The 25,822-nt window shown below is 38.8% G+C and carries 24 protein-coding genes; 2 read left to right on the top strand and 22 right to left on the bottom strand.

Annotation, left to right across the window (positions count from 1 at the left end; genetic code table 11):
* Positions 1-26: 26 nt before the first annotated feature.
* From H8S37_RS14090 to H8S37_RS14025, 14 genes are all read right to left on the bottom strand, one after another.
* Positions 27-386 (bottom strand): HIRAN domain-containing protein, encoded by a 360-nt coding sequence (locus H8S37_RS14090; RefSeq protein ID WP_186876694.1) that lies wholly within the window; start codon positions 384-386, stop codon positions 27-29.
* 86 nt (positions 387-472) lie between these two features.
* Positions 473-1,780 carry an MATE family efflux transporter gene (locus tag H8S37_RS14085; RefSeq protein WP_186876693.1) on the bottom strand — a complete coding sequence of 436 codons (1,308 nt, stop codon included), beginning with the start codon at positions 1,778-1,780 and terminating at the stop codon, positions 473-475.
* A 116-nt stretch (positions 1,781-1,896) separates the two neighbouring features.
* Positions 1,897-2,481: a TetR/AcrR family transcriptional regulator gene (locus H8S37_RS14080; RefSeq protein ID WP_186876692.1), complete on the bottom strand. Its 585-nt coding sequence runs from the start codon at positions 2,479-2,481 to the stop codon at positions 1,897-1,899.
* Positions 2,482-2,680: 199 nt separating this feature from the next.
* Complete coding sequence (locus tag H8S37_RS14075; RefSeq protein WP_186876691.1) at positions 2,681-3,625, bottom strand: N-acetylglucosamine kinase; 945 nt, start codon at positions 3,623-3,625, stop codon at positions 2,681-2,683.
* Complete coding sequence (locus tag H8S37_RS14070) at positions 3,625-4,836, bottom strand: AGE family epimerase/isomerase (protein ID WP_243207201.1); 1,212 nt, start codon at positions 4,834-4,836, stop codon at positions 3,625-3,627. The genes H8S37_RS14075 and H8S37_RS14070 overlap by 1 nt, the downstream gene beginning before the upstream one ends.
* Before the next feature lie 16 nt (positions 4,837-4,852).
* Positions 4,853-6,001: an ROK family transcriptional regulator gene (locus tag H8S37_RS14065; protein WP_186876690.1), complete on the bottom strand. Its 1,149-nt coding sequence runs from the start codon at positions 5,999-6,001 to the stop codon at positions 4,853-4,855.
* A gap of 20 nt (positions 6,002-6,021) precedes the next feature.
* Positions 6,022-6,846, bottom strand: coding sequence for a carbohydrate ABC transporter permease (locus tag H8S37_RS14060; RefSeq protein ID WP_186876689.1), 825 nt, complete (start codon positions 6,844-6,846; stop codon positions 6,022-6,024).
* 4 nt (positions 6,847-6,850) lie between these two features.
* Positions 6,851-7,720 carry a carbohydrate ABC transporter permease gene (locus H8S37_RS14055; RefSeq protein ID WP_186876688.1) on the bottom strand — a complete coding sequence of 290 codons (870 nt, stop codon included), beginning with the start codon at positions 7,718-7,720 and terminating at the stop codon, positions 6,851-6,853.
* 64 nt (positions 7,721-7,784) lie between these two features.
* A complete protein-coding gene (locus H8S37_RS14050; protein ID WP_186876687.1) occupies positions 7,785-9,113 on the bottom strand; it encodes an ABC transporter substrate-binding protein in 1,329 nt (442 codons plus the stop codon).
* 231 nt (positions 9,114-9,344) lie between these two features.
* Complete coding sequence (locus H8S37_RS14045) at positions 9,345-10,193, bottom strand: AraC family transcriptional regulator (RefSeq protein ID WP_186876686.1); 849 nt, start codon at positions 10,191-10,193, stop codon at positions 9,345-9,347.
* 156 nt (positions 10,194-10,349) lie between these two features.
* Positions 10,350-10,991, bottom strand: coding sequence for a GyrI-like domain-containing protein (locus tag H8S37_RS14040; protein WP_186876685.1), 642 nt, complete (start codon positions 10,989-10,991; stop codon positions 10,350-10,352).
* A 57-nt stretch (positions 10,992-11,048) separates the two neighbouring features.
* A complete protein-coding gene (locus H8S37_RS14035) occupies positions 11,049-11,405 on the bottom strand; it encodes a TfoX/Sxy family protein (RefSeq protein ID WP_186876684.1) in 357 nt (118 codons plus the stop codon).
* Between the two features lie 209 nt (positions 11,406-11,614).
* Positions 11,615-12,520, bottom strand: a complete 906-nt coding sequence (locus tag H8S37_RS14030; RefSeq protein WP_186876683.1) for a helix-turn-helix transcriptional regulator — start codon at positions 12,518-12,520, stop codon at positions 11,615-11,617.
* 51 nt (positions 12,521-12,571) lie between these two features.
* Positions 12,572-13,273, bottom strand: coding sequence for a metallophosphoesterase (locus H8S37_RS14025; RefSeq protein ID WP_186876682.1), 702 nt, complete (start codon positions 13,271-13,273; stop codon positions 12,572-12,574).
* A gap of 184 nt (positions 13,274-13,457) precedes the next feature.
* Between H8S37_RS14025 and H8S37_RS14020 the strand changes: the two genes are divergently transcribed.
* Positions 13,458-14,546, top strand: a complete 1,089-nt coding sequence (locus H8S37_RS14020) for a pyridoxal phosphate-dependent aminotransferase (protein ID WP_186876681.1) — start codon at positions 13,458-13,460, stop codon at positions 14,544-14,546.
* Positions 14,547-14,716: 170 nt separating this feature from the next.
* Here the strand turns inward: H8S37_RS14020 and asnB are convergent, their stop codons facing one another.
* From asnB to H8S37_RS14000, 4 genes are all read right to left on the bottom strand, one after another.
* Positions 14,717-16,255 carry an asparagine synthase (glutamine-hydrolyzing) gene (gene asnB, locus H8S37_RS14015; RefSeq protein WP_186876680.1) on the bottom strand — a complete coding sequence of 513 codons (1,539 nt, stop codon included), beginning with the start codon at positions 16,253-16,255 and terminating at the stop codon, positions 14,717-14,719.
* A 95-nt stretch (positions 16,256-16,350) separates the two neighbouring features.
* Positions 16,351-16,875, bottom strand: a complete 525-nt coding sequence (locus H8S37_RS14010; protein ID WP_186876679.1) for a PD-(D/E)XK nuclease superfamily protein — start codon at positions 16,873-16,875, stop codon at positions 16,351-16,353.
* A gap of 2 nt (positions 16,876-16,877) precedes the next feature.
* Positions 16,878-20,168 carry an nSTAND3 domain-containing NTPase gene (locus H8S37_RS14005; RefSeq protein WP_186876678.1) on the bottom strand — a complete coding sequence of 1,097 codons (3,291 nt, stop codon included), beginning with the start codon at positions 20,166-20,168 and terminating at the stop codon, positions 16,878-16,880.
* A 47-nt stretch (positions 20,169-20,215) separates the two neighbouring features.
* A complete protein-coding gene (locus H8S37_RS14000) occupies positions 20,216-21,322 on the bottom strand; it encodes a DUF5677 domain-containing protein (RefSeq protein WP_186876677.1) in 1,107 nt (368 codons plus the stop codon).
* A 202-nt stretch (positions 21,323-21,524) separates the two neighbouring features.
* On the opposite strand from H8S37_RS14000, the gene H8S37_RS13995 reads away from it, so the two are divergent.
* A complete protein-coding gene (locus tag H8S37_RS13995) occupies positions 21,525-22,376 on the top strand; it encodes a MerR family transcriptional regulator (protein ID WP_186876676.1) in 852 nt (283 codons plus the stop codon).
* An 82-nt stretch (positions 22,377-22,458) separates the two neighbouring features.
* Here the strand turns inward: H8S37_RS13995 and H8S37_RS13990 are convergent, their stop codons facing one another.
* From H8S37_RS13990 to H8S37_RS13975, 4 genes are all read right to left on the bottom strand, one after another.
* A complete protein-coding gene (locus H8S37_RS13990; protein WP_186876675.1) occupies positions 22,459-23,271 on the bottom strand; it encodes a DNA-methyltransferase in 813 nt (270 codons plus the stop codon).
* 16 nt (positions 23,272-23,287) lie between these two features.
* Positions 23,288-24,121, bottom strand: a complete 834-nt coding sequence (locus H8S37_RS13985; RefSeq protein WP_186876674.1) for a DNA adenine methylase — start codon at positions 24,119-24,121, stop codon at positions 23,288-23,290.
* Between the two features lie 94 nt (positions 24,122-24,215).
* Positions 24,216-24,737, bottom strand: a complete 522-nt coding sequence (locus H8S37_RS13980) for a GNAT family N-acetyltransferase (protein WP_186876673.1) — start codon at positions 24,735-24,737, stop codon at positions 24,216-24,218.
* Between the two features lie 457 nt (positions 24,738-25,194).
* Positions 25,195-25,776, bottom strand: coding sequence for a hypothetical protein (locus H8S37_RS13975; protein WP_186876672.1), 582 nt, complete (start codon positions 25,774-25,776; stop codon positions 25,195-25,197).
* Between the last annotated feature and the right edge of the window lie 46 nt (positions 25,777-25,822).

The raw sequence follows: 25,822 nt of genomic DNA, 5'->3' as shown, positions 1-25,822 counted from the left end.
GTCTCTACTATATCATAACTGCCTTGTTAAAACCCGTCATTCATCTTACTTTTCATTTGTTTTTGGATCAGTTCTTCTAATTTTTCCTTACTGCCTTCTTCTATTGTACAAATTATCTGATTGCTGCATATATACTTTACTCGAATGTAAAATTTTTTCTTTACCTGATCATACAGTCTTCCTGCACTTATCGTCCCTCTTGCCACTGTATAAGTACTATTAGCAATATAGCCAATGCAGCCATATAAAGGCAGTGACACTTGTATCGCCTCCGCATCATATGCATTATCTGGTTCCTTTTTACATCTTAAAATATCGTTAATACAAAAGATTCTTTTTCCGTAATAATAATTCATTCCCGTTATTGTTACAGCAATTTCCTTCATAATTCTTTCATCCTCTTTCCAAAACTCATCCTGTGTTATCTTGAATCTATAGATAACACAGGATGAGTCCGAAAATACGGGACGAATCATTTTCTTTCTTTAGTCCCTGTCCAGACAGCCGCCACACTTGCTGTGATATGGCTGATGAGCACTGCCGTCCATATTCCATTCATCCTCAGTCCTAACTGATAAAACAGCCATGCCAGTGGTATCCTGACAATAAGATAATAGAATATCATAAGAACCATACTCTTTGCAGGCTGACCAATTCCATTCAACATTCCCAAGAAGCAATTCGTCACTGTATTTAATACATACCCGATACTCACAATCAGAAAATATCCGGCGACAATTTTTCCAACTGCTCCGTCTTTCAGAAACAGACCGGATATCTGCTTTGCAAATCCTACAACAAAAAGGGACAAGGCAAATAACATTACAGCTCCTGCTTTCAAAGCATATTTCAGATATGTCATCCCTCTGTCACGCCTTTTCGCTCCGTGACATTGTCCGATAATATTCGTCAGAACCATATTCAGTGCCATAGCCGGATAAAATAAAAGTATTTCCATTTTTCCTATGACTCCATAGGCAGCTATCGCAGTAACACTTACCTGGCTGACAAGAGAAGTCAGAGCCCCCGTACTGACTGCCGGAATGCTTTGCTGAAATACAGACGGAATTGCCTTTTTCACCGTCTCTCCAGCTATTCTTATATCAAAGCTTCCCAGGCGAAGGGAAAAGATATGTTTCCCTTTCAGGTACACTGCCATAAAAAGCAGACAGATTACCTGAGATAAAACCGTTGCCACAGCCGCCCCTTTCAGCCCCATTTTACTGATAAACAATGGATCCAGTCCTGCATTGAGCACTGTACATACAAGCATTGCAGCCATCTGGAACACTGCATTTCCAAAGCTTCGCAAAACAGCTGTCAAATAGCAGTAAAGATATACTGTAATATAGCCAAGAATATAAATAGAAAGATATTCTTCAGCCATCTGCCATGTCTCTTCGGGTGTATTTAATATATGCAGTATATGGGGCAGACATAATTCCAAAAATATAGTCACTGTAACAGTAAAAAAAACAGCAAGTAAAAAGGACGTTGCAATAACACTGTTTGTTCGTTTTTCATCCTTTGCCCCCAATGCCTGTGAAACTAAAATCGCAACTCCATTTGTCGCTCCCATTGCCATAGAATTTAAAATCAAAATTATCGGCGTAGCGCTCGTTAATGCTGCATACGCCCTTTCCCCCAGCAGATTACCAATCCAAAGACTGTCTACCACGTTATATGCCATATTCAAAAACATGGCTGCCATGACAGGCAAAAACATAATCCAGAAACACTTTCCCGTATTTCCCCCTACAAAATCTATTTTCTTTTCCATTTTGAAATCTCCTTTTTCTTATCATATTAATGAATGAATATTATTCATTTAAACTCAAAATATATAGAAGGCATTCCTGCCCTCTATATCTATGATACATATACATAATTTGCCGTCTATTTTTTATTATCTGACACTCCCAGCATTTCTATCAAAAATGTTTTTATTTTCTGTACACGCTGTTCAGGTTCTGTATTGCGATCTAACAGTATTCCCAATTGTCCATATACACAGAACGAAGCGGCTGTCTGCGTATCCTTACATACAATTTCTCCCTTCTTCACTGCCCTGTCCAAAACCTCTTTTACCGCGGGCAACATTTTCTCGCAGACTTTCATGGACATCTGCTGATGTATTTTCCAGTTTTCTTGTCCATGGCAAACTTTATAATAGAAATTATCATCCCTTTCCGTCTCCAGAAATGTTGGCATTTCGCGGATCAGCTGTGCCAGAGGTACCTCCTTATCCTTCATTCCCTTTGTCATCTGTGCAGCAAGACTTTCCGCATATTGCTCCAAAGCCGTATCAAATATCTCTTCTTTTGAGGCAAAATAACGATAACACAGCCCTTGTGCAACATGCATTGCCTTTGCAATATCTGTAATGGAAGTCTTTTCATACCCCTTCTCATAAAATAACCTCATAGACGTATCCAGAATTTCTTGCCGGCGTTCCTCCGGTTCTTTCGTAATCCGCGGCATGTCTTTCATCCCCCCTGTTTTTAAAACACACCTGAAAGTCTACACGCCGCCCTCCAAGTGTATATCAGCTAGCCTACCTTGATAACTGTATTTCTATACTGTTTAATATGAGCTCGTTTTTATTATATCATCTTCTCTTTTTTTGTCAATGAATAATATTCATTCATATTTGTTATATCACATTTCATCTCATAATTGACTATGCTTTTAATCCTTTTAAAAGCCTTTCTATAAATGCTTCTTCTTTTCTGTATTCCCAGGCTGCTAAGAGCGCTGCTCCCTGCACTGGCATATACTTAGGCATACATAAATATAAACCGGATGCCGCCAGCTGTTCCTGCAAAGGATTCAGTATCAATTCCCTGGCATGAAAAAGCCCGCCTGAATAAGATACAGCTATCTCCATTTGAAATTTTAATTTCCGGTAAACAGTTTTTATTAGTACGGCTAATTCCTGAGCTGCACTTATATATAGCTTCTGCGCTTCTACGTCACCACTTACGGCAGCCTGATACAGTTGTTTCTGAATACTTGCTATTTTCGTACGATCATTTTTATATTCTTTTTCAAATATATCTATTATATCGAAATCCTCTTTTAAGCAGAAATACGCACGAAAAATTTCCAAAAGCGTTCCCTTCTCAGCTCTTCCATCACTTTCTTTCGTAAATAATTCTAAAGCTTTTATACCCAGCCAATAACAAGAGCCTTCATCTGAAAATAATTCGCACCAACCTCCGGCTCTCGCTTCTTCGCCGTTTTTATTCCTTCCGTATGCTATAGATCCAGTGCCTGCAACTAGATTAATCCCTTCCTGTAATCCCAGAGACCCCGCCCAGCCTGCCATACTGTCATTTACCACCTTCACAGGAAAAGAAGTGATTTCATGTAAACGTTGAGAAAACAGAATGTCATTCCCGGCAGACTCTCCCCAATTCGGAAAAGCAATGCAAATATATACTTTCTCCTGTATTCCTCCTAAAATTTCTTTTATATTCTCCCTTAAGACCCAGACCGTATTATCCATCCCTATTTGCTTATATGAGATTGTACCGATACGTCTTTGCCGTACAGTATTCCCTTCTTCGTTGAGCAAGAGAAAATCTGTTTTTGTCCCGCCTCCGTCAATTCCTAAAAAATGCACTATACCGCCTCCATTCCTGAGAATGTGTCCCACACAACTATCAGTGCGCGCACAAGATGAAATGCACATTTCCAAGGAGTCCCTTTATCACTGTTTTTCACCTTTCCATTATATTCCAGACGCTCGTACCACTCTTTATATTCTTTATCATAAAACCTCTCTTTACAATAGATATGTTGTTCTAAAAATTCTTTCAGGTAATATGTTTCTTTTGAATAATAATAAGCAAGCGCATACGCCGCAAGAGCTTCTGCATTAGGCCACCAGACTTTCTCATTCCAAAGAGAATTGGTCTCTTTAAACCAGTCTATTGGCTCTGGTGTTTCCCCCAGCGCATCTGCATAAGATATGATCCCACCGTACTTTTTGTCCTTCCCAATACGATTCGCCCACTTAGCCAACTCCACTCCTCGTCTGATAATCGTGCTGTCCTGTAATATGTCGCCTGCCTTCATACAGAACCACGCTGATTCATGCATGTGTCCCGGATTGACAAATCTCCCTTTTCCAGTGCTCAGGCATACTTTATTCTTTTTTGTTACAGCCTCCAATACCACCTGATACTTATCACGTGCAAACCAATTTTCGATTTTGTTCACACATTCTCGGAGCAGGCGTTCTGTCTTTTCTATGCCAAGCACTTCTGAACAGGTCTCTGTCGTCGCCAGACACGTAAGATACATGTCATGCCAGATAAAAACAGGACTCCACGTATTTTCATAGATCTCCTTGAAGTCTGGATCAAACATATTCTGCTCCATTACATCATAGCACTTTTCTAATAAATCCAGATTTAAAGAAGAACGCGTCTCCTCTATCTTCAGATACTCTGCAATTCCCTGAAGAACATGAAAGTCTGAAAAGATAGAAATCGTTCCTTCCAGCACATTTCCTTTTCTGTCTAAAATATAGTTCCACCTTCCATTACCTGCATATCCATATCTTACCAAAAATTCAAACCCCTGTTTTGCATTCTGAAGCCACTGCGGATTTTTTGCCATTTTATTATATAATAAAGAATATATGTATAGCTGCCGTCCCTGGAACCATATATATTTCCTGTCATCTGTCAATGTTCCTTTCCTGTCAAAACAAGTAAGATAACCTCCATATACTTTATCGATACATCTCTCGTCCCAAAACGGCATTATATCTTCTAAAACATGCTTTCTATAATAAGCCGTCAACTCCTCTTTTTGCACCTGATTCATATAAGCCTCCATCTCTCTATGATTTCCAAAGCATAACAATCTGTTCCTCTGCATAATCTAGCGCCACTTTTACACCTCCGATAATTGGAGCGTCTATCCCTAGCTTAGAAGGAACGACCTCTGGAACAAAAGGGCAGATCTTTTCTAGTATCTCTTTAATTTCTGCCAGATTTTTCTCTGTAAAGATCTGAGATACCCCGCCTAATATTACCATTTCTGAATTCAGCATCAATACAGTATTGGCAATGACAACCGCAATTTTCTGTATAATTTTTTTAACAATTTCCTCTGCATTTTTGTCTTTACGCTGGATATGCGCCAAAAGTCCCGCGGGACTGTCCGTCTCCCCATATTTTGAAAAAATATCCTTACATATTTCCTGTTCAAATCTTCCTGGACACACAAAGCCTTCTGTAAGTTGTTCCAGAGATTCTAAATAATATCCTAGTTCTCCGGCTGCCATATTATTTCCTTTTAACAAATATCCATCAACGACAGCTCTGGCAGCAAATCCTTCCCCATATTTAATATAGATAATATTCGTCTGCTTTTTCCCTACTCCTTTTTCTCTTTCTCCAATCAAAGCTAGTTCTACATCATTTACAATAATTGCTTCTATTCTGTATTTTTGGAAAATATGTTCTTTCAAATCTACATTTTTCCAGTCGGACAAATATGTAGAAAATAAATCATTTAAGTCATTTTGACCCGTCAGCGCTGGTACACCTATAGCAATAGCTATTATTTCTATATCGTTTTTCTTTTTCTCAATCAATGCATCTATCACCGTATCTAATTGTGCCAACACCTCATTCACGCCATTTTCTATTGAAACTTCTCTTTCTTCCCAGAACTTAATATTTCCATATAAATCCGCTATACCCGCACGAACTTTTTTCGGCATCAACTCTACAGAAATTACATAGTACAGATCCCCTCTGTAGCTAAGCTGCCGCGGCTTTCTTCCCAGGGTTGTATCATCACGTCCATTTTCATATACAATCCCATTTTCAATCAAAGCCGATACATTGTTGCTTACAGCCGGAGCACTTAAGTGTAATCTCTTGGAAATCTCTTGTCTGGAGATTCCATCGTGATTTTTTATCAGCCGTAAAATAGAAAGTTTGTTTCTGTCCCCTATATCTGTTGGATTATAGATTTTCAAAGCATATCCTCCTTTGCACGCTATTCTTTTACAGAGCCTGCAAGCATACCTTCCACAAGATATTTCTGTGCAAATATGTATATGATTATAATAGGCACTGTCGCAATCACCAGCCCTGCCATGATGACAGGTATATTTAATGTAAATCGTCCTTTAAATAAAGTGATTCCTACCATAAGGGTTCTCAAATCTTCATTTTGTAAAAATACAAGTGAAATTAATAGTTCATTCCATACCCATACAACATTTACAAGTGATGAGGTTATCAACGCCGGAACGGTTAATGGAACCATAATTGAAGTCAATGCTTTTCTTTTACTACAGCCATCTATTTTGGCAGCATCCAACAAAGAATCCGGAACTGTTTTCATAAAATTTCTCATCAAATATATCGTCATTGGCAACATGATCCCTACATATATTAATATAACAGATACACGTGTATTTACCAGACCAAATATTTTGATTATCCGGAACTGTGGTATGATCATAACTACAGGAGGAACAGACATCAGGGGCACTATCATATTGAACAGCGCCCTGCTTCCCCTGAACTTCATTTTCGCAAAGGCATATCCTGCAAGCAGCGCTATTATTCCAGTAATAAGTACCGCTGCTACTGTAAGAATCATACTGTTCATAAACCATTGTCCAAACGGTTTCCCTTGAAATGCCTCTATATAATTTTGTACTGTAAAAGTATGTGGGATTCCGATCATATTACTCACATATTCTTCATGTGTTTTAAACGAATTTATTGTCATGAAGTATAATGGAAATATAATGACAATTACTAGTAGGATCATTAGAAGCTGTGGAATCATGCCTCTTCTTTTTCGCTTCATTCTATCACTCCTCTTTTCTCATAACAATCTGATGTATGATAATCAGAACACTGGCTATGAGCAGCAGTATCACACTGATTGCCATCGCTATATTAAAGTCTCCGCCGCCAAACGCTTTTTTATATATCAGATATTCCAACACAAGGGTTTTATTTCCAGGCCCTCCTGCTGTCATAACATATATAAAATTGAAAACCCAGCTTAACATCTCTATTAAAGTAATAATGATATAAAATTCAATAATAGATTTTGTTTGCGGTATAGTAATATGCAAAAATTTTTGAAACCATGTTGCTCCGTCTACGTCTGCCGATTCATATAAAGAACGATCGATAGACATCATCCTCGCTAAAAACAGGACAACACCAAAGCCTATTTGTTTCCACATGATCACTACGGCTACACTTGGAAATGCCAAATCCGGACTTCCAAGCCAGTCCATTGCCAAATCGCTAAACCCGATTCCGCGTAAAATTGAATTTATCACTCCGTTATACTGCAACAGATAGGAAAACACAATACCTACTACAGGAATAGCAAGTATATAAGGAATAAAAATAACACTTCGGTAAAATCTCCAGCCCTTTATTTTATTATATAAAACAGAGGCTATCGCCAAGGATAATACTGTCAGTATAGGGACACATAAAAACAACTTTATATTATTTTTCAAAGCAATAAACAGTAATTCATCTTCAAAGGCTATTTGATAGTTTCTAAAACCAACAAAAATATTTTCATTTGCAAAGGTAGAATAAAAACTCTGTATGATCACATAAATAATCGGAATGACAATGACTATAATTAGAATAATAAATGTAGGCAGTATATAGAAATACGGGGTAAATTTTTTCATTTTATTTTTCGATTTCATATCTGTCCCTTTCTTTTTGAAAGGGGCTGTCGCACTAAATTATTCGTGCGACCCCCTTCTTCAATTACTCTTCTATGCTCCACTCTAAAAATGCTTCATGTACTTCCGGATTCTGTTCAATGCATTTAGTTAAAGCTGCATCCAATTCTTTCCCCGCTTCATCCGCTGGTAAATCTTCCGAAAACATTTTCTGAACAACTGGAATCAAACCATCTGATTCAAACATTGGCGCAAAATACAACTGGTAACAAAAATTATTGTATTCTTTCTGCCAACTTAGAACTTTCTTATCAATTTCACTGGTAACCCATTCTTCTTTAAAATTGTTATTAGGCATGATCGCATTTGCCATTTCATATAGACATTTAATATTCTCTTCCTCTTGTAAAAACAATAAGAAATCTGCAGCTTCTTCTTTATGTTTCGCACTGTTAGGAATTACATATACCTGGCTCGGTGTAGCTACAGAATCTGCCAGTTTTCCTGTTCCAAATACAGGCGCCTTAGCAAAACCTATTTTGTCAGCTCCCATAGATTTCTCTAACGAAACTGCATAAGCTTGCGTATGAAGAGTCATGGCCGCCTTGCCATTCTCAATCAGTTGCTGTCCTTGATACAAATCTAATGATAAAATATCATCATTTATATAACCAGCCGTTTTTAACTCTACTATCTTTTCCAACCATTCTGCATATTTCTCATCCGTAAAGCTCTCTTTCCCACTCATAAGAGAAATCATATCATTTACACTGTCTAAGTTTTGTTGTCCAAGAAATATCCCAATCCATGCCGGTAAATATCCATCCTTTAGCCCCATTCCAAGTGGCGTGATACCTGCATTTTTCAGCTTTTCACAACAATCCATAAATTCTTCCCATGTAGTAAACGGATTTTCAGGGTCTACTCCTGCAGTCCGCATTGCATCTTTATCATACGCAATTCCATATGTAAATCCATATGCAGGAATTCCCCACTGCTTCCCGTCCCAATTTGTCTGTGCAAGAGATGACTGAGGAATAACAGATAATTCCTCTTCAGATATATAATCACTCAAAGGTGCAACATTTCCTTTCCATACATCTTCCATTGCCTGTGTTCCGCCCCACATATACTGAATATCAGGTCCCTCTGATGCGGCTTCAGCAGTTCTGAATGCTGTATAAAGATTGTCACTCTCCTGAAGCACTGCTTCCACTTTGATATCTGGATTTTTTTCTTCATAACGTTTTACCATTTCCTCCATATACGCTTTGTAGCCCGGCACTTCCTGTTCACCCCAATACCAGATACTCAAAGTCGTTTCGTCTGATTTTTCTGAATCGCCGCTTTTACCACAGCCTGCAATCAGAGACACAAGTAAAATCATTGCCAACATCACAGAAATCTTTTTCATAATTTTCTCCTCTCTTTTATTTAACTATATTTATTAATATAATTAAATAATATCATAAATTATATCTATGTCAATCAAATTATCAAACTATTCCCACTATACATAAATTATTTTTAAATTTTTATCCAACAAATAGATATTTTTACAACAAAAGCTCCCAGCATCTATCTTGTTTTCTTTCACAAAAACAATCGATAGATACTAGGAGTCTATTACAAACTCTATATTTTCCTACTTCTTTTTCACTGGCACCCAAACCTCAAATTCTGCCTTTTTCGGATCTGGGTTTAAATACCACTCTACATCCGGACCAAAATCATACTCATATCCACTGGAAGGCAGCCATTCTGTATATATTTGCTTCTCCAGCTCCTGGATTGCCTGCGGGCATACTCCTTTTCCTGTGAACACAGCCCAGGTATGCGCCGGTACTTCATAGGCTTCCATCCCAGACAATGTCTTCTCCCCAGCAATCGCAATCATATACCTCCATTCCTCCTGGTCATTGCAGATACTTACTCCCAGTATTCCTTTCTTTTCAGGCTCCATGTTAGAACAGAGTTTCGCAATCGTACCATCCTTTACTACACTATCCCACATTTGAGGAACTATTTTCATATTCTCTTCCAGTTTTCGGCGCAGAGGTTTTACGACTCCTGTAATGCAAAATGCTTCTTTCTTTTCCATTCTGTAATTCATTTCTTCTACTCCTTTTATTGTAATTTTGAAGGTAATAGGGGAATAAAACCGGATCGATACCCCCTCTTTCCTCATAGCGGACGGAGCAATACTGTGTACACTTTGAAATGCCCTGTTAAATGCCGTCGGGGAGCTATATCCGTATTTAAATGCCACATCTATAATCTTTGTGCTTTTATCCTGTAAATCAATTGCCGCGAGCGACATTTTTCGTCGGCGTATATACTCTGACAGTGATATCCCTGCCATATAAGCAAACATCCTCTGAAAATGATACACAGAACAGCAGCAAATATGCGCTGCCTCACGATAATCTATCTCCTCTGTCAGATGCTCTTCTATATACTGTACCGCCTGATTCCAGCTTTCAATCCAGTCCATTTTCCTCTCCCTTCCTATACAAAGCATACTTCCAAGACTTCCTATTTTCCTCTCTTTTTCTGCCCAAAACTGCGAGATAAACTATGCCCTGAAGGGCATACCGTAATACATTCCCTTCGGGACGGCAGGCTTCGCCTGACAAGGTATAATTTCTTCTTATTTTTTGCGAACGGGATGACGCAATATTGTCCGCAGTCTGTCCGGTCTTGTTTTGCGCGGATCCCCCAGGTATATCTCATGGTGTTTTCTATCTGTATTTATATCTGTTTCATATCCTTGTTCCTGCATATATGCCTCCATCCTTCCAATACTTGCCGCCTCTGCGTCATATGGGCCGACATGCATTATCTGGCAGCAGAGTCCTTCTGCCCAGGTCACAAGTTTCGTCTTTGAAAAATCTATCTCCGGTTTCTTTTTCTTTAATTCTCCTTTTGCCCACTCGAAAATCTGTTCATCCACGAATTCTGGCTGACGTATCATAGAAATCCAGTTCAGCTTCTCCTTGTCTTTGATATTCTTCCCATTAAATGCCTCCTGTTGGCACCACCACAATCCCTCCAAAGGAGGCACAACATAGTCAAAATATCCTTTCAGGCAGGTACCGCCCATTTTGCTCATCTTTATCCCGTATGAAAGCCCGTAAAGAATCTCAATTGATTTCTTATATTCCACACTGCTATTTGGATCGCCGCTGCCCTCCACCTGTATAAATACCATTTCCGGCACTTTAATTAACGACGGAATTTTTTTTGGCTGGTACAGCTCTTTATATACTTTTTTATAATCTATTTTTTCCATCTCTTTTCCTCCTTATTTCTGTCACCTTCTGCTTCTTTTCCAGTTCTGCGTTCCCTTTTACCTTTTCTTCGCAGACTTTCTTCTATGGTTTTGCCCTGCCTTTTTCTGACGTGGAAAGGGAAGTTCTTCCCATGTACGCTGTACCAATTCAGACAACCATTTTGAGTCGTCTATCTCCTCTACCAAACGATAGGAAGCAGATGCCCCTTCGTAGTAAGGATTGTCTTTTAATTCTGGATACATTTTCAGCCCTGCTTCTGTCACTTTCAAAAAAAGCTGATCTTCACAGATAATTGCCACTATCTTTCCATCTAAAAACATCCCATATTCCCCAAACATTTTACGGCAGGTAATCCTGCCTGCATTTTTCAGCTGTTCCGTTATATATTGAATAAACTCAGGACTGCACGCCATTCTCTTTCCTCCTTTCCTCAGAGCACAAAATGAAAGACAAATTTAAGCCTCTTTTAGGCGCTTGAACGACGCGTACAGAGACGTACGCGAAGCGAAAGTAACGGCAAAGCGGCTTAAATTTGTCCTTCATCGACCGTATTTCTCCTTGTACATCGACGCTAGCATAACATATAAAACATGTCATCTGTATGTCATGTTTTTAATCTTTTTCATTCATACCTCTGTTCCATCTCTTTTATTCTTTCTTTCAACCTCTTTCTCATTTCTTCTGGTTTCAAAAGTTCTGCCCGATTTCCATAGCTCAACAGCCATTCAAATAGATTCTCTTCATCTGTAAACGCAAAGGAAAATAAAAGCGTGCCGTCTTTTTGTTCTCTGAAGCTGTCTGCTCCAAATTCCTCGATAACACGCCATTTTGCGCTCGCCTCGAAACGCACCTCTACAGTAAAACTACCAGCAAACAGTTTTTCACTGCTCATGTCTAAAGCAGGAAGCTCTCGTATTTCATATTCCTGCCCCGTCATTTTAAGTTCTGCCAGTCTGTTGAGTTTGAACAGGCGGAAATCTTTTTTCCTTACACAGTATCCCCACACATACCAAGAGGACCACTTAAAAATAAGTTTGTGCGGCTCTATTATGCGCATCCCTTCTCCATGCGGCGAATAATAGTAAAATTGTATTTTTCTCCGACTCGTAATTGCTGTCTGAATCAACTCGATCTTCGGTGCCAAAGATGCCTTATACCAGGAGGACAGGTCGATCAAAATATGCTGGTTAGATGTTAGAATATTAGGATTTCCCACTGAAAGCTTCTCCATTATCTGCTGGTACTTTTTATTCCTGCATACGCTCTCCAGACCCTGCAAGCCTGTAAGGATCGCCTGCATATCCGCAGAGGTCAGCAGTGTTTTATCTATTTTATACCCATCTATAATGGAAATGCCCCCATTTTTCCCCTGTACAGTCATCACCGGAATCCCCGCCTGGCAGAGATGTTCAATATCTCTGCTGATAGTTCTTCTGGAGACTTCAAACTTTTCTGCCAGCTGCGGCGCTGTGACTTTCTCCTGCGATAACAGAGTAACCAATATACCAATCAGTCGTTCCATTTTCATATCTTTTCCCCCTCATTTGTTCCTTTCTGCACGTATCACTTACATCTACTCTTATTCCTTCAAAATCATGTCCGGTTTAAAACGCAAATAATCTGAAGATACCAGGCGATATTCTATCCCATTTACTTCTCCTAAAAAGCTGTCATGGTATCGCGCCCTTCCGTGGCAGTGTGAATAAATGACCTTTTCAGCGCCATATTTTTCAGCTGTCTCTGTAAAGCAGCTTTTCATTTCTCCTATGCTGGTAGGCGGATAATGCAGAAACATAATATATTTCATATATCCGGCTGCCCTTGCAGCCTCAAAAGATACACGCAGTCTCGCCATTTCTCTTTCTCTTATTTTTTCAAAATGCGAGAAGCTGTCCTTTCCTTCATAACAGTATCCTTTTGTTCCTACCAGTGCGTAATCCTTATATGTATAAAAATTATTCTGTAGGAAGAAAAGACGATCACCGTATAGCTCATTGAGTTTTTCTGTTTTCTTTGCATCCCAGAACATGTCGTGGTTGCCTCTAAGCAGAATTTTTCTTCCAGGAAGCGAAGCAATAAACTCTAAATCTGCTCTGCACTCCTCCAGATTACGTCCCCAGGAATAATCCCCTGTGAGAACTACCGTATCTTCTCTTCGAACTTTTCTTTTCCAATATTTCTCAACCTTCTTTACATGATTTCTCCATTCCTGTCCAAATACATCCATTGGTTTATGAACCGTAAAGGAAAGATGGAGATCCCCCATCGCAAACAATGCCATTCGTTACGCCTGCCTTTCCTCTTTATCCTTCTATGATTGTATCATTTTTTGTTTACAGCAGCAAAAAGTGATTCCCATACTCCTGTTTTATAATCGTTTACCACATCCCTGAAATTATGCTATAATTGAGCACAGAATGAAAAAATATACCTTTAGGGAATGATAAAAGGAGCATAGAAGCTAAATGAATACAAAAATGGTTTTTCATGGAAGTGATATAGAAAAAATTTGTTCTCATTATGGTTTAAAAAGAGAAAATATTGTTAATTTCGGAGCAAATGTCAATCCACTTGGACTTTCCTCCCGCGTTAAAGAAGCAGTGTCCAGCCATCTGGATATACTCTCCACATATCCTGACAGAGACTATACTTCTCTTAGACAGACCATCTCTGAATACTGTCATATTCCTGTTGACTTTATCCTGCCTGGAAATGGTTCTAGTGAACTGATTTCTCTTCTGATTGAACAGAAACATCCATCTAAAACTTTGATTTTAGGTCCTACTTACTCCGAATACTCCCGTGAGCTTTCTTTCTCCGGCAGTACGCAAGAATACTATCATTTACAGGAAGAGAAGGATTTTAAATTGGATGTGGATGATTTATGCCATACCCTCGAAGAAGGCTATGATTTTCTGATCCTCTGTAATCCTAACAACCCAACCTCCTCCGCTATTTCGCAAGAGGAGCTCAAGAAAATTCTTACCTTCTGTATAGCCAGAAATATTTTCGTTATGATTGACGAAACCTACGTTGAATTTGCCCCAGACATAAATTCCATAACCGCCATCCCACTGACGCGGGAATTTTCAAATCTCATGGTACTGCGCGGTGTTTCTAAATTTTTTGCTGCCCCAGGACTTAGGCTTGGTTATGGTATCACAGGAAATATAGACTTTTTAAAGAAAATGAAAGAAAAACAGATTCCCTGGTCTTTGAACAGTATAGGCGCATTTGCCGGTGAGAAGATGCTTCAGGATACAGAATATATTCTCCGCACAAGAGAGCTTATTTTATCCGAACGCGACAGACTGTATCTGGAAATTAAAAAACTCCCCGCTTTTAAAACCTATCTGCCTTTTGCAAATTTTTTGCTTCTTAAAATCCAAAAAGAACACGTCACGTCCTTTGATGTGTTTGAGACTTGCATAAAAAATGAACTGATGATACGCGACTGTTCCTCCTTCCAGTGCTTAGAGGGAGAATTTGTACGCTTTTGTATCATGGATCCGGAGGCTAATACACGTCTTCTGCATGTTTTGAAGACAATCTGATTCTTAACGTCTATTTAATACTTACCCTCTCTTTACAAGGATACATATGGTCGATAAAGAGAGGGTATTTGCTTGCCAAAGCTATTTATATCGCCGTATATACTCATATGGAGCGTAAACAGGAGAACATCTGCCAGATACCTCCTCATACGCTCCACAGAATAAAACCTCTATCTCTTTACAAAGTATTCCTCATACCATACCAAGAATGTATAGATCGTCCACACCTTTCTCCAATTATCTGAGTTTCCGCCTACATAATCATCGAATATCGCATTGATTTCATCTACGTGGAAAAATTTCTCTGCCATATCACTGTTAAACTTTTTCCGCACATCCTGGTTATAACGCTCGTCCGCCATCCAAATCCGAATCGGTACGATAAAGCCCAGCTTTTTGCGAAATGCTATCTCTTCTGGCAACACCTTTGCCGCGGCAGTACGCAATGCCACTTTATTCTGCTCGCTGTCCACCTTATATCTGGACGGCATACGGGAGGCAATATCGAAAATTCTTCTGTCGGTGAGAGGCATACGGATTTCCAAGCCTGCCGCTGTACTCATCTTATCTACATTCAGATAAATATCCCCTTCCAGCCAGATTTGAATGTCCACATCTGACATCTTAGTAAGCGGATCTAAGCCTTCTGTCTCCTCATAGATTCCCTGTACCAGTTCAATCGGTAGCACATCTGGATCGTATTTTTTAAGAATCTTACGCTTCTCATCTTCCTTCATAATATTTGTATTGCCGACATAAAATGTTTTTAAATTCTCTCCATAACGCTCTGCATTCCGGTACATATTATATCCACCGAAAAATTCATCTGCGCCTTCCCCTGAATAACACAATTTTGTGTGTTCCGTTGTCGCCCGGCACGCAAGCGCAAAGGCAATCGCAGAAGCATCTCCCAGTGGCTGTTCCATGTTGTACATCACATAAGGCACAATTCCAAAATATGCTTCCGGTGTAATCAGACACCTTGCATTTTTCCTTCCCAATATATCCGCTGTCTGCTTTGCAAGTCCTGATTCATCAAATCGTTCTTCTTCATACCCGCAGGAGTCTGTCAGTTCTACATCCGACATAGCAAGCACATAAGAAGAATCTACTCCTCCGGAAAGGAAGGATTCCGCCGTTTCGTTCTCATCCTTTACCTCCGGCATAATCCGTCCGATTGTAGTGTGAATTTCATCTGCCCATTCCTCCAAAGTCTTGCTCTCGTCCGGACAAAACTGCGGCGTCCAGTAACGCTCTATTTTCAATTTCCGGTTCTGCCAGACCAAATACCGTCCCGGCAGCAGTTTCTTTAATCCGCGGAAAAACGTATTTTCTCCTGCGACATAAGTCAGACTCATATAAATCTGCAGCATTTCCTCATTCAATTCTTTTACAAATCCAGGCTGTTCCATAATTTTTCGAATACTCGTGCTGCACAGCAACTGCCCGTCTGCTGTCTCATAATAATAGAATGGTTTTGTGCCAAAGTGATCCCGCATACAGAATAACTTCTTTTCTTCTTCATCCCATAGAGCAAACGCAAACATTCCATACAAATGATTCCCCATATCACAACCCCAGGTTTCATATGCTTTTAGCAGAATTAACTCTTCGCGTACCTCTCTGGACAAGTTTGGAGCAATTTTCAATTCTTCACACAATACTTTCCAGTTGCGGATATGTCCGCTGTATTCTTTCACTTTTATCATTGGTATATCCTTTCTCTGCTTATAAATTTCTTACTAAAACTACTTTTTATCCATATAGTTTACCATGATATAGATAAAACCACAAGAACCGCTGACTAAGACAGCCCAAGGGCAAACAAGGGTATTTCATTATAAAAATAATAACATCCCATATCCGAAATATATTGAAGAATGTCCTCATATTTTGGATTTTTAAACCAGTCATTAAAAATATAAATAAATTCAACCTGGTACCCTAAAGGGGCAAATAATTTCTCATATTCCCACTTTTTGAAATGACAGCCCGGCAGCTTCTCATCTACAGAGCCGGCACAATTCTGAAATTTCTTTTCAATGATATACGCTGTCTTTCTCTCATAATTCACAAACACTTCATCTGGATGCCACTCTTTTGAATTAAATTCCTTGTAATCTATCCCATGTGGTACTAAAAAATATGTATATAAGCTTTTCTGCGGCAGGCACATCCCGATTTCCTGTCCATCTTTAAATACCTTATGCCCTAGAACGCCATATCCTGCATCTGTCAAAGCATCCGCTAAACGTGTCATCTGTTCAAAATGCAGTCCATTTGCATTCGTCTTAGCCCCGCCGCCAAATCTATTTGGTTGTCTTGTCATGCTTACCTCCTTCTTATATTTACCTTGCTATTTTTAAGATAGCTTTCCATCCTCTCAAGTATTTTTCTCATTGATTCAAGACATCTATTCTCCTCTAAAAGCCTTCTTCCCCTTTCTGTACGAAGCAACGCAGCGGCATAAACTTTAGTTGAGCCATCCAATTTTATATCCTCTTTAAATTCTTCCAAATTTTCTGCCTGCTTATAGAACATATCTTCAAAGCTCTGATAGGCCTCATCCAGTATTTCACTGTCCGTCAGGTCGAATACTCGGATTGCGTCAGGAGGAGAAACGGTTGTTATCACTTTTATATCCGTTCCCTCTTTTAAAATTTTCCCTTCCCAGCACATCTGCTCCATCAACCATTTCGCCGGCTGCCCTTTTCCCTCTTTTCTTGCGGTCTGCAAAAATTCAGAATACACAGGAATTACAAATAGCTCCTTAAATTCTTCCCACCTGGTACAGCAAAACTTCGAAACCCATATATCTCCATCCTCATTGTCCCAATAGCTCCACAGCTTCTTTTGATAGTACTCACGCTTTTCTTCTGAAGGCATGCTTTCTATGCTTCTCAATGCCAAGCTTATCCGAAATGCAAAATTCCAAAAGTGATACCACTTTCCATTTTGAAGGATGATTCCACTTTCTACAAATCTTTCCACTGTCTTTGTACTGCCACCACAGTACTCTTTTAAGTCACTTTCCGCCAAATACTCACACCCATATTCTACTGTTTTTCTTGCCAGTATATACAATGTCTCCTTTTCTTCATTTGTCCAGTCTTCCAGCAGGAAATCGGCCAATCCCTCATAGAACACATCTTCCTGGCGAGGAATTTTAGGAATCTGCTCTAAATACTCCAGTACCAGAATAAACACCTCTCTGGTAAATACTCCCTGTGTCAAATACCCTCTGCGATAGTCCTTACCTGCATCCCGTTCCATCTTTTTAATTTCTTTCGCTGTGAGATACCGCACCTTGGGCAGAATCCATTTCTCTGCGCGCTGCACTATCTTTTTATAATCCAGCTGTTCTACTTTATACCTAGAGACAGCTTCTTCTCTATCTGCAGTTCTATTTTTACTTTTCCTCTGTTTTTTAGGGAAAGGCCGTTCTGCTGTAGTATACATACTCTGTACAAATTCTTCTGTATATGCAATATTATATTTTTGAAACAACTCCGGTGCTTCTATCATCAAATCGTCAATTTTTTCCTCGCCAGCTCTCTCGTCCAGCAGCGATTCAATATTCTGTAAAATAAGTCCTGGAAGCCGTCTGCGGATTTCTCCAAAATGCTTCTCCATAAATTCATCAAAATACTCTGGACAGCATGGACGCAATGCTTCTATAAACTTAAGTTCAGATGTCCATTGTATATTCTTATAATACATATCTAATAATTGTCTGCCTTCCATTGGATAGCCACTTTTCATCATCCGCGGCAGGATGTCGGCAATACTTTCCATCTGTTCCCGATCCACTCTGCCTTCCTCCAGATCTTTCAGCAGTTTGTCACAATATCCCTTAAGAAATTGATACAAAGTACCATCTCCATACTTTTGGTACTGCACACATAATTGCAATATCTTATACTCTTCATATTCCCACGGAAATGCATCCGCGGAATAGTACCAGTTTATGTCCATATTAAAGACAAACGAATATTTCATATCTTGTATTTCATTTACCAGACGCTGAAATAAAATAGTCCTGCACTTTTGAGAAATTTCCGTCTCAGAAGAAAGATAAATTAATTGGTTAAAATAGATACAGTTTTCCGCCAATATCATCTCGAATGTTTCGATATGTTTATCTAAATATTTCTTCAGAAAATCACGAATGGAATGATTCAGAAAATCTAATACAATCACTTCTTCCTCCATCGATTCCTTCACTTCTGTAAAACATCCCTCCAGTTCCCGCAGATACTTCTCAAACTGATCTTTTTCAACTTTCTCTTTGCAGACATCTGCCAAAACCATAAATTCTCTTCTTAATTCCGGCACAATACGGATTTCCTCTTCGGAAACAAGGAGCAGCATACAGATCAGGCGCGCTCCGTAAGAAAGCTTTGAAAATATGCTTTCAAAATATTGCTCTGGCGCCTCTACATATCGAAGCAGTTCTTCTGCGTATTCCTCTGGTTCCTTGCCATGCGCGGAAACATTCTCCAGATAATATGCAACTGAACGCGGACTATACGCTTCGCGGTAAATAATGTCCTCTTGTTTTTCAAAAATTGCTCTTGTATGGAGATACCCAAGATTGGAAACATACAAATGCCGAAACAAAATTTCTGCTTTTTGTGCCAGTGAATACGCGCTTAACTGTAATGTCACCTTTTTTAATTCACAGATTTTTTCTAACTCCGGAAAATGACAGAATCCCTGCTGAAGTACAAATTCTCTTGTAGTAAATACCAGGCGGACTTCCGGATAACACGGAAGGATGCGGAACAAATCTGCCAGTTTTCTCTCTTCGTTTAATTCCAGGCGGCTCTCCGAAAACGAGCTGTGCCCCCAAAAGTCATCAAAAATAATCATACACCTGCCTGGTTCATCTCCCAGAATCTGTTCGATTTCTCTCAAAGATTCTGCAAAATATAACTTCTCATATCCTTTTTGTCGTATATACAAGTCAGCCAGGCAGAGTGCATGTGTTGTCTTTCCTGCTCCCGATTCACCGGAAATAATCACTCCATGATGCTTCTCTAGAATATTCTGTGCCTCCGCAAATACCTGCGTCTCTATAAAGGTCTGCGTTTCCTTTTCTATCAATTTCAGTTTTACGCGAGAACGGTTTAAAACCGCCGCAGACATAGACCTTGCAAGAAGCTCTTCCAAGTAATTTCCACTGTGAAACCATAGTTCCGGATAGTTTCTTTCTATATGTGCATACTGCGGTTCTTCCAGCCAGCCATTCAAATCGACACCAGTAATAATATCATTACTGTCAATAATCTCTGGGAAAATCCCTCTGATTTCTTCCTTTAACGTTTCTCTGATTGAGTCTACAGATAGAACCAATATATATCTGTCGCATGCTCCCAGAGGAATTTTTTTTCTCTCCTGTGTCAAAATACGCAGCAGAGCTTTCCCCTTTACTTCCATTTTCTTCGCCTGAAGAATCGTCCTCCTCTTTTCAGTGATATACAGCCCGTCTATTCCCCCGTCTTGTCCTTCCCCAAAGCGCTGAAACCGAACACCTTCCCGCGCACTGACCATAGCACAGGCAAATTGCTGAAATTTCAAAGGTGCCATCGAAAAAGCGTTACTAAAATTGTAATTTGGCATACACTTCTCCTTTGTCTTTAAAACCAATTTATATAGAGCCTATTGCTTTACGCATAGTTTTCTGCTAATCCATTCAATTCCTTTTCCAATTCTATCATCTCTCCCTCTAACCTCTCAGATTCTGCATACAAACGCATTGTCTTAAAACTATACAGCATCATAAGATAGAGCTTCTGATATATAGAATGATAAAACGTAAACGGAACAATTTTTGATATAATGTCCTGTCCATGTACAAATGCACTGGCGGATTGAAAATCCTGGTATATTTCAGGCTCTTTCAGATATTCGCAGGCATCCCTAAAAGTAACCTGCTTTTTCTGTATTACATTCGTCAACCAGCTATTTTGATTTCCTTTGCCAAATCGCAGAAAATAGTCTTCCCCCTCTGCCCCTGCTTTTCTACAGTAATTCTCTATTATATCGGATATTTGTTTTTTTCCTTTCTCATCCATCCTTTTCATGCCCGACATCAGACTGCATATGCACCAGTCATGTAGAAGCTCTTCACTTCTTTCTTCCTTTAAAATACGCAGATATACATAACTTTCAATCAATGCTCTTGTCATTGCCGAGACAGACAGTAGATTTCCATGAATAAACGAATTAAACAATTCCGTTATCAAATTCTGTATATATTTCCCCCAGCCTGACATCCAGCCGTGTGGATCATAGCCGTCCTCCGCCTGTATATCCATGTCGCCAAATTTCTTTAAAACTTTTGAGGCCTTTTTCAGAAAGGCATAAACATCCTTTTCTGACATAAATTCCGTATTCTCATAGTTTTCCATATATAATTCATGCAAGCTGTCCTCTTTTTTATCCTCTGCACTGAAAATTTCCAATTCATCCATTATATCATTATTCTGTCCTTTTTTATTGATGACTGTTCCAAGAGGAAGATGCAATTCTGTAAAATAAGGCGCTAAAAAGCCCAGAAGAAATTCTTTCTGTAATTCCAGCATATCCTTATCAAAGCCGCCTGCTTCATTTCGGTGCCCATCGATATCCAAATATAAGCTCCGCGGCCTGCCAGGTTCCTCTTTCTGTGTCTCAACAAGCAGATGAAATATGTCTTTCGCCGCAGTCTCAAAATTCTCCCGTCTCATAATCCGATGGTAAATAGCAACTGCTTTTTCTCTCTTTTCTTTCATAAGGTCTCTCCTCTTTTTCTCATTTGTCTGAACTTTATCTCTGCTTTTATCTTATCACGCAATTTTCCATTTCACTATGTATTTTACAAATTATTAAGATTCGATATTGAAAAAATATTTCTATAATTTTGTGAAAAAGGGTTGACTCTCACGGTGCGTAATAGAGTAAAGTAATCCTATCAAGAACAGGGAGGATATCCAAATGATGACAGTAAAAGAAATATCAAAGCTGACCGGCATCAGCGTGCGCACGCTTCACTATTATGATGAGATAGGGCTTCTTAAGCCCACGTCCAAAAGTCCGACCGGGTATCGGCTTTACGATGACAAAGCCCTCGAAACCCTGCAGCAAATACTATTTTTTCGGGAATTTGACATTCCTCTTAAAAAAATCAAAGCCGTCATAAACGACCCTGTTCTAGATAAAAATCAGATTCTACATATGCAACGAGAAATGCTGTTGTCAAAAAAAGCACATATAGAACAATTACTTACAAATATAGATGCAATTTTGAAAGGAGAAAATGCTATGAATTTCGCAATATTTAATAAAACAGAATTAGAAGATATGTATCATTCTATGATTGTAAATATGAATCAGGCCCAAAAAGAAATCTTTATTGAAAAATATGGAAGTATGGAGGCTTTTCATAAACATTTTATAGAAACTGCTTCCAGTGAAGCTACACAGAAAAACTTTCAGAAAATAACAGAATGGTACGGAGACAAAGAACATGCATTGAAAGCAGCAGCGCCTCCCGACACTTCACAGCTTCTTCCTGCTTATCAGCGCCGTCTAGAAGCTATCCTTAATAAACTTGCCGTAAAGAAAAACTGTGATGTCCATTCCTTCGAAGTAAAAGAACTCATTGGAGAATATGATTTCGTCTTCAAACAGCTATATCAGATGAACGACGTTTCCTCTCTCCTCTTAGAAACGGCAAAATTATATCAGACAAATGAGGAAATCCAAAAAATACAGGATTCTGTCTATGGATCAGGCACAACAGAATTTTTGGGAAGAGCAATAGAAGCCTTTTACCAAAAAGCCTAACTCTCTCTTGTCTGTCTCCTTCCTTTTCATCATACATCTGCCCAGAAAGCCCAAGATACAGGCGCTTTCTGGGCAAGTCGTTTTAATTTCTTCTTTCTTCAAGGACTTTTTCCAGCCTTCTTTTTGTAATCTCTAAATACTCTTCACAATTATCAATTCCGATAAACTGTCTTTCAAATCTTCTCGCTGCTACTCCCGTAGTACCAGAACCACAAAAGGGATCTAAAACCGTCTGACCAGCTTTGGTAGAAGCCAGAACAATTCTTTCTAAAAGATATTCCGGCTTTTGCGTTGGATGCTTCCCCTCTTTTTTTTCAGATGGCTTTGTCAGGCTTCCCGTCCATACATCCTTCATCTGTTTTCCGTTATTTATCTCTTTCATCAATTCATACGCAAAAAAATGCTTTGCTCTCTTTTCATTTTTCTGCGCCCACAAAATTGTTTCTGTTGAATGGGTAAAACATCTGCATGCCAGATTGGGCGGTGGATTTGTCTTCTGCCATGTAATATTATTTATAATTTTAAACCCTTCCTGCTCCAGCGCCATTCCAATGGAATATATATTATGCAGTGTACCAGAAATCCAGATGCTCCCATCCGCCTTCAATACTCTTTTACATAAACGAATCCATTTCCTGTTAAATTTATGCTTTTCCCCGACATCTGCTATTTTCTCTTTCCCCAGCTTATCCCAGTCACCTTTATTGACAGAAACCATTTTTCCTCCCTGGCAGGTTATTCCGTCATTGCTTAAAAAATATGGAGGATCCGCAAATATCATATCTACACATTCTGGCTTTATTTTCCTTAATATCTGAAACGCATCCCCACAAATAAGCTGCACGTCTTCTGCTTCAAAGTATTTCTGTACAGTCCCTGCAATCACTCTTTCCATATAATGAAATCCACCTTTAATAATTGCATATAATAATCTCCTCGCCGACACGATTCGAGGCGTCTGAATTTATCATACGCTTCACACGTACAACATCCATTCTGTATCCCTTATTTCCATATAATTCCTGTATCAAATCGGTGTTGTGGTTTGTCAGCATACACTTACATCCCCTCTGTGTCAGTTCATCAAATAATTCCGCCAGCCTTCTATGGCTTTCTATGTCAAACCCTTCTTTTGTGTAAGACTCAAAGGAAGTAGGATTCAGCGGTGCATACGGACTGTCAATAAAGATAAAATCACCCTTCCTGGCAGTGACGCACGCATTTTGAAAATCTCCTTCTAAAATAGTTACATTCTCCAGGTACTCCGAAACCGCATATATAGACTCTTTGTCCACCGACTTCCTTCTGCTGTTGTTGTAAGGTACATTGAATAGTCCTCTCCCATTGACTCTATATAGTCCATTAAAGCAGTGTTTATTGATAAATACAAACAATGCCGCCAGCTCCGTATCATATTCCTTCTTCATCAGCTTATCATTATATCGCTCCCGTAATGAATAATAGTAAGCCTTTCCGTCCTCCCACATTTTACTATCTAAGCTATTGATAATATTTAAAAAAGCCTTTGGCTCTTTACATATTTGCCTGTATGCATTAATCAATGCTCTATTAATGTCATTTATTACCGCGTTTTCTGGAAGTATATCAAATACTACCGCACCGCCTCCGACAAATGGCTCATAATATCGATAAAAACCTTCAGGCATTCTTTCCTTGATTTCATTTAAAAGCTGACGTTTTCCCCCTGCCCATTTTACAAAGGGAGACAAGCTTGCATCACTCATTTACAAGTCCTCTCTTCTGCAATATAATTTTACCCTTTTTACATAACTATTATTATAGTTTGGAAATGTAAAAATAACAACCGCAACGTTTTCTCTATGTATTTAGTACACATCCCATTTCGTACCACTGCTCGTCACCCCAGGAAGACGCGGCTATCCCGTAATTGCAAAAACCCATTTTCTCATACATTTTAACTTTGGGCTCTAAGCATGTCAAAATAATTCTTTTTCTTCCTCGATTCCTTTCTCTGAAAAAATATTGAGACACCAGCTCTCTCGCCAGTCCCTTTCCACGGTATTTCGGAAGTACATCCAATCCAAGCAGCATAACGTTCCTGCCTGTTGGATTATGTAATCCAACATCCTCAAAAAATGCATCCCTGAAAACCTCTTCGTCTGTAGCAAGACCATTTAAAAAGCCTGCAAGCTTTCCCGTTTCTTTGTCTGCTGCGACCAAAAAAAATTCTGGAGCCTGTATAATTCTCTCTTTCATAATAGGTTTAGAGCACGCTTCATTCGGAGGAAAACATATTTTTTCAATTTCTGCTGCCTGCTCTGCCTCTTCCGGAAGGATATTTCTGAATTCAAACTGTCCGTATAGTTTTTTCTTACACATATTGCTGCTCCTTATCTATCTGTATTTTTGTATGGTTATTTCTATATTGATACTCTATAAGCTTCTATTGTAAATTCTTACCCTTCCTTATCGTCTCACTAAACGTATCGTATTCATAATAATTTGAATACTGCATGTGCTGTACACCAGAAAGAGAAACTATTTAATATACAGTATGCCTCTGAAATACTGATTCGTCAATATTTGAAATGGTATATTAAAAGCCGGAAACGCCGCAGATTACTGCGATTTCCGGCTTGTTGTTTACTATTCAAACTCCTAATTTTCAACTTGTTGTTTAGTATTTTTATTGATTTTCCGTGTGATTTCATTTCAATATCGAACGGTTTTATATGTAGTATATATATTTCTGAAACTTTGTATTACTAAAATCTTACCTTACTTAATGGCTACATCAACATTTGCTACCTCTGGTTTTGTCTATTAATATATTTTTCTATTTCTTCAGTTCACCAATTGCTTTATCTAAAACATGTTCCAAGTCCCTTTTCAAAGGATTTGTTATTTCATCCATATCAGGAAAAATTGTAACATTTGAAAAATATATACTGTACTTGTTTTTTACCATTAAATAATTTGATATATTAGATGCCGAAATAACACCTGCTTCCCCTAAAGAAAAAATAACTGAATCATGGTCGAAAGGTGCACTTCTCATATTATGATATGCTGCATTATTCTCCATTGTTTGATCTCCCGGAAACCGCTTAGGGCATATTTTCTTGAAAGCCTCATCAGCTATTATATTTTTATATGAGTAACATTCCCGATATGTATTCTCCAATAGAATCCTTGCAAATTCCTCTTGATTCTTTTTTCTACAATTATCTCTTTTCTGTATTATCTCGTATGTTAAAACATATAAAATTATAACCACCAAAATATTCCACAAATCCAAATTAAGATTGTTAAATGGTATAGATAATATACTAGAAATATTAAAGGCATCTAAAATCAATATGATTAATATGGCAACCATGCCAATTTTACTATACTTATGTAAGTCTCTTCTGTGCATATGGTTTTTCCTTTGTTAAATTAAAATATAAATCTCCTATGATTAA

This window comes from Mediterraneibacter hominis (assembly GCF_014287475.1).
Taxonomy (GTDB): Bacteria; Bacillota; Clostridia; order Lachnospirales; family Lachnospiraceae; genus Mediterraneibacter; species Mediterraneibacter hominis.
The sequence above is the reverse complement of the archived record's forward strand: the minus strand, read 5'-3'. Positions and strand labels throughout refer to the sequence as shown.

Excerpts from the sequence above, each read along its gene's own strand:
- H8S37_RS14035 (WP_186876684.1), bottom strand. The coding sequence starts at position 11,405 with ATGGCGTGCAGTCCTGAGTTTATTCAATATATAACGGAACAGCTGAAA.
- H8S37_RS13985 (WP_186876674.1), bottom strand. The coding sequence starts at position 24,121 with ATGAGTGATGCAAGCTTGTCTCCCTTTGTAAAATGGGCAGGGGGAAAA.
- H8S37_RS13990 (WP_186876675.1), bottom strand. The coding sequence starts at position 23,271 with ATGGAAAGAGTGATTGCAGGGACTGTACAGAAATACTTTGAAGCAGAA.
- H8S37_RS14020 (WP_186876681.1), top strand. The coding sequence starts at position 13,458 with ATGAATACAAAAATGGTTTTTCATGGAAGTGATATAGAAAAAATTTGT.
- H8S37_RS14005 (WP_186876678.1), bottom strand. The coding sequence starts at position 20,168 with ATGCCAAATTACAATTTTAGTAACGCTTTTTCGATGGCACCTTTGAAA.
- H8S37_RS14080 (WP_186876692.1), bottom strand. The coding sequence starts at position 2,481 with ATGCCGCGGATTACGAAAGAACCGGAGGAACGCCGGCAAGAAATTCTG.
- H8S37_RS14000 (WP_186876677.1), bottom strand. The coding sequence starts at position 21,322 with ATGAAAGAAAAGAGAGAAAAAGCAGTTGCTATTTACCATCGGATTATG.
- H8S37_RS14025 (WP_186876682.1), bottom strand. The coding sequence starts at position 13,273 with ATGGCATTGTTTGCGATGGGGGATCTCCATCTTTCCTTTACGGTTCAT.
- H8S37_RS14010 (WP_186876679.1), bottom strand. The coding sequence starts at position 16,875 with ATGACAAGACAACCAAATAGATTTGGCGGCGGGGCTAAGACGAATGCA.
- H8S37_RS14055 (WP_186876688.1), bottom strand. The coding sequence starts at position 7,720 with ATGAAATCGAAAAATAAAATGAAAAAATTTACCCCGTATTTCTATATA.
- H8S37_RS14045 (WP_186876686.1), bottom strand. The coding sequence starts at position 10,193 with ATGGACTGGATTGAAAGCTGGAATCAGGCGGTACAGTATATAGAAGAG.
- H8S37_RS14085 (WP_186876693.1), bottom strand. The coding sequence starts at position 1,780 with ATGGAAAAGAAAATAGATTTTGTAGGGGGAAATACGGGAAAGTGTTTC.
- H8S37_RS13975 (WP_186876672.1), bottom strand. The coding sequence starts at position 25,776 with ATGCACAGAAGAGACTTACATAAGTATAGTAAAATTGGCATGGTTGCC.
- H8S37_RS13995 (WP_186876676.1), top strand. The coding sequence starts at position 21,525 with ATGATGACAGTAAAAGAAATATCAAAGCTGACCGGCATCAGCGTGCGC.
- H8S37_RS14070 (WP_243207201.1), bottom strand. The coding sequence starts at position 4,836 with ATGAATCAGGTGCAAAAAGAGGAGTTGACGGCTTATTATAGAAAGCAT.
- H8S37_RS13980 (WP_186876673.1), bottom strand. The coding sequence starts at position 24,737 with ATGTGTAAGAAAAAACTATACGGACAGTTTGAATTCAGAAATATCCTT.
- H8S37_RS14040 (WP_186876685.1), bottom strand. The coding sequence starts at position 10,991 with ATGGAAAAAATAGATTATAAAAAAGTATATAAAGAGCTGTACCAGCCA.
- H8S37_RS14050 (WP_186876687.1), bottom strand. The coding sequence starts at position 9,113 with ATGAAAAAGATTTCTGTGATGTTGGCAATGATTTTACTTGTGTCTCTG.
- H8S37_RS14060 (WP_186876689.1), bottom strand. The coding sequence starts at position 6,846 with ATGAAGCGAAAAAGAAGAGGCATGATTCCACAGCTTCTAATGATCCTA.
- asnB (WP_186876680.1), bottom strand. The coding sequence starts at position 16,255 with ATGATAAAAGTGAAAGAATACAGCGGACATATCCGCAACTGGAAAGTA.
- H8S37_RS14090 (WP_186876694.1), bottom strand. The coding sequence starts at position 386 with ATGAAGGAAATTGCTGTAACAATAACGGGAATGAATTATTATTACGGA.
- H8S37_RS14030 (WP_186876683.1), bottom strand. The coding sequence starts at position 12,520 with ATGAAAATGGAACGACTGATTGGTATATTGGTTACTCTGTTATCGCAG.